Source organism: Kitasatospora sp. NPDC087271 (assembly GCF_044744605.1).
In the GTDB taxonomy this organism is placed as follows: Bacteria; Actinomycetota; Actinomycetes; order Streptomycetales; family Streptomycetaceae; genus Kitasatospora.
The window spans coordinates 278,066-284,065 of sequence record NZ_JBIUYQ010000009.1 but is presented as its reverse complement, the minus strand read 5'-3'; the positions used below and the strand labels follow the sequence as shown (position 1 = coordinate 284,065).

Sequence of the window (6,000 nt, the reverse complement as noted above, 5' to 3'; positions counted from 1 at the left end):
GAAGACACTCGGCTGGAGAACTCCCGCAGAGGCACTCGACGATCAGCTACTCTCGCCCCAAACCAGCGGTGTTGCAACGACCCCTTGAACCCGGTTTGACACCCGTGGTCGCTGTGGTGGATCAGCGTCCCCGGCTCGACGGGCCGGCCGTGCAGCGCGTACTCCAGCGCGGTGAGCACGAGGTTGGCGTCCGCTCGTTCGGAGGTGTGCCAGCCCACGATCCTTCGGGAGAACGCGTCGCGGATCGAGGCCAGCCACCACGGGCCCTCGCTGGTGGGGATCAGCGAGATGTCGGCGACCCACAGCCGGTTGGGGGCGCGGGCGGTGAAGTCGCGCTGGACCAGGTCCGGTGCGAGGTCTGCGGCCGGGTCGCGGCGGGTGAAGCCGCGGGGCCGGCGCGGGCTGACGCCCTGCAGGCCGGCCTGGCGCATCAGGCGCTCGACCCGTTTGCGGCCGACGTGGGTGCCCTCGCGCCGCAGGACGGCGTGGATGCGCGGGGAGCCGTAGGTTTCGTCGGACTCCGCGTGGATGCGGCGGATGTGTTCGGTCAGTTCGGCGTCGTGGCGGATACGCTCGCACGGCGCGTGGACGTCGCGGCGCCAGCGGTAGTAGGTGGAGGCGGGGATGTGCAGTTCCCGGAGGACGGGCTCGGCCCCGAAGCGGTCCTGGTGCTCGTCGATGAGCTTCAGTACCGTCGCCGGGTCGGGTCGAGCTCCTGGGCGAAAAAAGCCGAGGCGGCCTTGAGAATCTCGCAGGACCGGCGCAACTCGGCGTTCTCCTTGCGCAGAGCGGCCAGTTCCTCCTTCTCCGCGGTGGTCAGCCGGTCGTCGCGCTCGCCCCGGTCCGCCTCGTCCTGCCGGATCCAGTTACGCAGGGCCTCGTGGTGAACCCCGAGGTCCCGGGCCATCTGCCGGATCACCGGCTTCGGGGCGGCGGCCCGGTACGCGGCAACAGCTCGCTGCCGCAACTCGGGCGGGTACTTCATCGGTGCAGCCATGGCAGAGGCTCCCTTCTCACGACCAATCAGGCCATGTCCGGCAACCTTCCGCACCTCGGGGGAACCTCGATGACGCCCAACGTCGAGGGCGTGACGCTGTCCTTCAGGTCCATGTGCAGCGGCGGCTGCACCACGAGCGGGCCCGCCTGGGGCGGCGCGCCCGTGATCCTGGACAGGGACGCGGGCGGGAGTTCGACCATCGACTACGACTCCCACGTCGCCAAGGACGGCATCGAGCAGATCCACCCCGCTTACCACGTGTCCGGCGAGACCCTGGGCGCGTACCCCCTCAACACCGAGGGGGACTTCTACGGGCCCGACCTGCGCTGTGACGCGGCGGTCGGCGGCAACGCCGGCTGCATCGTCATGGGGCACCTGGCCGATGTGACCCTGAGCAAGTCCCAGTTCGGGGCCGCCACCGTCGCCTGCCGGTTGGCCAGCGCCACCGGACCGGTTCGCCGAAGGCTTCTTTGCAGATCGCAGATGGGCCGTCACCGGTGCTGCGGTGACGGCCCATCGCGGGTGATGCTCATACGGTCGGGCCGACCAGACCTGTCAGGGCCCGGTGTGCGCGCCGGGTGGTGCGCTCGGCGCGGCTCTTGAGCCGGAGAGCGCGCGCGAGGCGGTGCTTCTCGGCCTCCCGCAGACGCTCATCGATCGTCGCCCGCGCCACCTCGAGGTGGTAGTTCATGGTGCTCTCCCTGTCCGCAGGTGATCCGTCGGCGTCACCGCGATGCCGACCCTTCGGACCACCTCTGCGCTTCAGAGGCTACACCCAAATACGAGGCAAGACCTTGCATTTAACGTTCTGTTCAGGAAATTGCCTGCTGATCGAAGGATTTGATGTCGATTGGCTCCCAGGTTCCGCGTCTCGGCGATTCGGTCAGCCAGCCGCACACGCGGCGCGGTGTAGGCGTCCGTCAGCTCAAATGCAGCGTGGGCGAGAACCGCCTCAGGACAGCCGCGCGCGGCCTAGTAGGCGATGACGATTACTCCGCGGCCGCCGTTCGCACCGCGCTGGCCGTCCGCGCCGTTGCCGCCTCCCTTGCTGCCGGCTGCACCGACATCCACTCCCCCGCCCGGTGCCCCCGGCGCCCGCGCTGCCGCCGCCTCCACCGTCACCGCCTTTCCCGGTGCCGACCGGTGGGGTGCAGGAGGTGCCGTCGGGGAGGTTGACGGTCGCCGCGTCCAGGGTCCCTCCGGCCCCACCGTCGCCGCCATCCAGGGCCACTGCGGGCACCAGGTACGGGACGGCTTCCGGGCACTGCTCGGCCATCATGCTCGGATCGGACGCCGTGCCCGCGTCGTTCAGCGCCAGCAGCCCGGCGCCGATGGCCGCGTCGGCCGCCGGCAGCCACACCACCGGCGCCTGATCCGGGGCGTCCTGCTCGGTGCTGGCGACGGCTTCGGTGGAGGCTGGCCGGCGGGTGGGCGGTGAAGACCAGGCGCCGGCGGCGTGGTCTCGCCCGGCCGCTCGGTCTCCTGGTCCTGGACGAAGCGCAGCACCGGCGGCGCGGGCAGCACCGCCAGGTCGAGGCCGGGCTCCTCGAGGAGCTCCCGGCGCAGCGCGTCGGTCGGGTCTTCGCCGTTCTCGACCCGGCCGCCGGGCAGCGAGAGCTGGAGGCCGGCGGGGCGCTGGCGGCGGATCAGGCACACCCGGCCGTTGTCGCCCAGGGCCGCGCAGACCCGCACCCGGGCCTTGGTGTCCTGGCTGCTGCCGGTCGTTGGGGAGGTCACCGGTAGGTGGCCGGGTCGTCGGCGTCCGCGGGCAGCTCGGGCAGCGGCCACGACCGGTCGGGCGCCCAGGCCGGCCAGCCGGCTGCGAGCGGGCCGGTACGGTCGTCGAGCATACTGATCGCCCGCCCGCGGGCCCGATCGACCTGGCGGTGCAGGTAGTCGTCGATCAGGCCGAGGAGGCGCAGCTGGGCGTACTCTTCCTGCTCCTTCCAGTCGTGTCCCGACAGGTCAGGGGTGATGACCAGGTCCAGGCACAGGTCCAGGGTGTCAATGCCGACGCCGGGGCGACGCTGGTAGGGCTTCTCGAAGTTGACGTACCAGCGCAGCGGGTCGCCGGTGGCGGTGTCCTGGAAGCAGTGCACGGAGAACCACTCGCCGGCCAGGAAATACGAGAGCAGTGCGGTGCCGGTCCAGCGGTAGCGGTCGAGGGTCCAGGTCCCGGCCGCCAGGTCCTCCAGGCCCTGCTTGCGGATGGCGTCGTCTCCGGTGCGCGTCGCGGTAATCCAGGTCGTCGGGGCCAGGCTCTCGATCCCCGGTCAGTAGGCGAGCGTCAGCACGTGGCCGGTGTCGTCGATCACCCGCTGGGGCATCGCGGTCCACACCCGGTCGGCGTGGACGTCGCGGCGGATCGCGGTGGTGCCGGGCTGGAACAGCTTGGTGTCGGTCACAGTGGCAGTCTTCCCGCGCGCGGGGCCGGGAAGTCCGCTCGAAGGCGTGACGGCTCCTCAGGACTCCGGGAAGCCGTAGCGGCCAGCCGCCCACCGGTTCGGCGGCTGCGGGGCGTCCAGGCGCTTGCGCAGTTCCTGGACGGCCCGCGCTAGTTCTTCGCGGTCGGTGGCGTTGACGGTGCCGTCCAGGACGGCGGAGACGCGGCGTAGTCGGTGCCGCGCGCCACCGGTGGAAGCGACCGGCGTCAGGACGCGGCCGCGCGCGCCGTCTCCAGCTCGGCCACCAGCCGCTTGACCCGCTTGTTGGTCCGGCCCGAGCCGTGGCCCGCCAGCATGTGCAGCTGGTCCGTCCCGCCGGAGGCCAGCACCAGCTCCGGGACGTCGGACGAGTAGACCCTGCCCTCCAGGACGGCCACCCGCACCTCCCGAATGTCCACCCACACGTAGGAGCGCGTCCTGAGCAGCCCGGAGTACTTCACCCCGGCCGGCCCGTAGGAGACGCCGAACACCGGCGCGCGGAACGTCAGCACCGCACCCGGGACACCGAGGACCAGGACCGGGACCGGGATCAGGTGTTCCACCCCGCGCGCGGCCCTCTTCGTCACCAGGCCCGTCGCCATCACCACGGCGATCAGCAGGCACACACCGCCCAACAGGAAATAGGTGAGCGACCAGGCCGTGCGCCTCTTCCGCTTCCGCATGCCCGTGCCCCTTTCCGCGGCGCACGGCACCGTCCGGGGTTACCCGGGGGTGTCGCCACCGCCCGTGCACAAGCATACGAACGTGTGGCCGCGCCACCGGGGGCGGGGCACCGGTGCGCTCCCTACCCTGTCGTCGCCCTGCCCCGGTTCTGTCCGTCGCCTACGCCAGCGCGCTGGCGGCGCGCCTGTTCTCGGGTTTGCGGGCGGGTCAGGCGGGCGAGGACGGGTCGGGTCGGGCGTGGAAACCGCGCTGGCGGGCAGGGCGGTACGCATCCGGCAGAACCAGGCGATGAGGCCGGTCAGACGATTGGCCGGGACGTCGACGACCTCGCCGCGGACAATCCGGGGTACGGGTGACCCTGGCACGACAGAGGTCACCCGGAGCGCCTCCCGCCCCCGGTCGGCCAAGGCCTCCCGCACCTCCACGAGCTCGGCGTCCAAGCGCCGTAACACGGGCAGATGCGCCCGCACCCCGTCGGACACCACCAGTTCGGACCCCGGCTCCCCATCTCCATCTCCGTCTCCGTCTCCGTCTCCGCCGCCGTCCGCCCGGGCGGGCGGGCGGGCGCTCCTGATCGACCAGCAGCCCGACGGTCTCCTGCTCCCGCTGTGAGCTGCTCCGGCTTTCACGGAGTCCCTGATGTCTGGGTTTGTTATGATCCGGGCGTAAGGAGCACCACGAGCAGTGCCAGCACCCCGTAAGTACCCCGATGAACTCCGCGAGCGCGCCGTGCGCGAGGTCCGCTCGTCCGGTCGGCCTGTCGCGCATGTGGCTCGCGACCTCGGCATCCACAAGGAGGCCTTGCGGTCCTGGGTCCGCCAGGCCGAGGCCGATGCCGGAGAGCGCGACGACCGCCTCACCACCGCCGAGCACGACGAGCTGAAGGAACTCCGCAAGGAGAATGCCGAGTTGAGGCGGGCCAACGAGATCCTCAAGGCCGTCGGCGTGTCTTTTGCCCAGGAGATCGACCGTCCCCGGACGAGGCCGAGGAGGTGATCGACCACCTGCGCTACGGCTTCAGGATCGATCCCGTCTGCCGGGTGCTCGACCTCTCGCCATCGACGCACTTCGCGCGCGAGCAGCGGCCGAAATCGGCCCGCTGGCTCCGCGACGAGGAGCTGATTGCGCTGGTCACAGCGGCGTGGGAGGAATCCGGCCGTACCTACGGAGCTCGCCGGATCACGCACGCCCTGGTCCGTACCGGGCACGCGGTCGCACGCTGCACCGTCGAACGCCTCATGCGCGAACTCGGCATCGAGGGCGTCATCCGCGGACAGCGCCGCCGCACCACGGTCCCCGAGCCGGCCGCGCATCGTCCGCCGGACCTGGTCATCCGGCGCTTCGCCGCCGAGCACCCGAACCAGCTGTGGCCGGCCGACCTGACCTACATCCGCACCTGGTCGGGCTGGGTCTACGTCGCGTTCGTCCTGGACGCCTACTCCCGCCGGGTCGTGGGCTGGCAGGTCGCCACCCACATGCGGACCGACCTGCCGCTGGACGCGCTGGAGACGGCGCTGTGGCGGCAGAAGATCAAGAAGGACTCCGGCCTCATTCATCACAGCGACCACGGGTCGCAATACGTATCCATTCGCTACACAGAGCGATTGGCCGAGGCCGGCGCTTCCGCGTCGGTCGGCTCCGTCGCGGATTCGTACGACAACGCGATGGCCGAGGCCCTGAACGGCACGTTCAAGGCAGAACTGATCGAACATCAGGGCCCGTGGCGGGACTTCGATGAAGTCGAACGGGCCGTCTTCCAGTGGGTCGCGTGGTACAACGGTGAACGACTCCACTCCGCCCTCGACTACATCCCGCCCGACGAATACGAACAGGCCTACTGGGCGCAACTGGAGCAAGTCACACAGACCGCTTGATCACACGATCGCGGACTCCATG

The 6,000-nt window shown here is 70.8% G+C and carries 8 protein-coding genes; 2 read left to right on the top strand and 6 right to left on the bottom strand.

Annotation, left to right across the window (positions count from 1 at the left end):
• Together ACIO9K_RS18480 and ACIO9K_RS18475 are read right to left on the bottom strand one after the other, a co-directional pair.
• A partial coding sequence (locus tag ACIO9K_RS18480; RefSeq protein ID WP_400331096.1) for an IS3 family transposase occupies positions 1 to 680 on the bottom strand: 680 nt, incomplete at its 3' end.
• A 5-nt stretch (positions 681 to 685) separates the two neighbouring features.
• A complete protein-coding gene (locus tag ACIO9K_RS18475) occupies positions 686 to 997 on the bottom strand; it encodes a transposase (protein WP_400331061.1) in 312 nt (103 codons plus the stop codon).
• Positions 998 to 1,030: 33 nt separating this feature from the next.
• Here ACIO9K_RS18475 and ACIO9K_RS18470 point away from each other — a divergent pair, with 33 nt between their 5' ends.
• On the top strand, positions 1,031 to 1,600 hold the full coding sequence (locus ACIO9K_RS18470; protein ID WP_363620459.1) for a hypothetical protein: 570 nt from the start codon (positions 1,031 to 1,033) through the stop codon (positions 1,598 to 1,600).
• A gap of 705 nt (positions 1,601 to 2,305) precedes the next feature.
• On the opposite strand, the gene ACIO9K_RS18465 is transcribed toward ACIO9K_RS18470, so the two are convergent.
• The 4 genes from ACIO9K_RS18465 to ACIO9K_RS18450 all read right to left on the bottom strand — a co-directional run bounded on the left by ACIO9K_RS18465 (position 2,306) and on the right by ACIO9K_RS18450 (position 4,103).
• On the bottom strand, positions 2,306 to 2,734 hold the full coding sequence (locus tag ACIO9K_RS18465) for an NUDIX domain-containing protein (RefSeq protein WP_400331058.1): 429 nt from the start codon (positions 2,732 to 2,734) through the stop codon (positions 2,306 to 2,308).
• A complete protein-coding gene (locus ACIO9K_RS18460; protein WP_400331093.1) occupies positions 2,731 to 3,117 on the bottom strand; it encodes a DUF402 domain-containing protein in 387 nt (128 codons plus the stop codon). The genes ACIO9K_RS18465 and ACIO9K_RS18460 overlap by 4 nt, the downstream gene beginning before the upstream one ends.
• A gap of 153 nt (positions 3,118 to 3,270) precedes the next feature.
• A complete protein-coding gene (locus ACIO9K_RS18455) occupies positions 3,271 to 3,402 on the bottom strand; it encodes a hypothetical protein (RefSeq protein WP_363620463.1) in 132 nt (43 codons plus the stop codon).
• A 245-nt stretch (positions 3,403 to 3,647) separates the two neighbouring features.
• Entirely contained in the window at positions 3,648 to 4,103 is a 456-nt protein-coding gene (locus tag ACIO9K_RS18450) for a hypothetical protein (RefSeq protein WP_400331055.1), read from the bottom strand.
• Positions 4,104 to 4,788: 685 nt separating this feature from the next.
• Here ACIO9K_RS18450 and ACIO9K_RS18445 point away from each other — a divergent pair.
• Positions 4,789 to 5,978 (top strand): IS3 family transposase gene (locus ACIO9K_RS18445; protein ID WP_363620469.1). Its coding sequence is split into 2 segments (ribosomal slippage): positions 4,789 to 5,053 and positions 5,053 to 5,978, totalling 1,191 coding nucleotides; the frame shifts between segments, so codons are not numbered across the junction.
• Positions 5,979 to 6,000 lie beyond the last annotated feature (22 nt).